This window comes from Pelomicrobium sp. G1, assembly GCF_051905455.1.
Classification (GTDB): Bacteria; Pseudomonadota; Gammaproteobacteria; order Burkholderiales; family UBA6910; genus Pelomicrobium.
The window spans coordinates 1-246 of record NZ_JBQACR010000504.1; the positions used below are offsets into that span (position 1 = coordinate 1).

Below are 246 nucleotides of genomic sequence, written 5' to 3' on the forward strand. Positions count from 1 at the left end.
TCCATCCAAAGGTTGATGACGAGCCCGCGGTCGCCAGCCGACGTCATTTGCGGCGAGCAGGTCATATGCTGATACGCGCCCGGGATGCTCTCGCGGTCTAGATCAATATAAACCACTCCATTTTCCTCGCGGGTCGCATAGCCCTTCAAAGAGGGAGCGCTGACTACCCCTTCCGGGGCTCCGGTCTCGTCGTGGCGACGGTTGCAGACGGGAATACCATCGTCAAAACACTCATCGACACGCCCT

At 58.9% G+C, this 246-nt stretch carries 1 protein-coding gene; it reads right to left on the reverse strand.

All coding sequences use genetic code 11. The features are described from left to right. Positions 1–246, reverse strand: a 246-nt coding sequence (locus ACTFO6_RS19400) for a hypothetical protein (RefSeq protein ID WP_439935950.1), incomplete at both ends; no start/stop codon positions are given.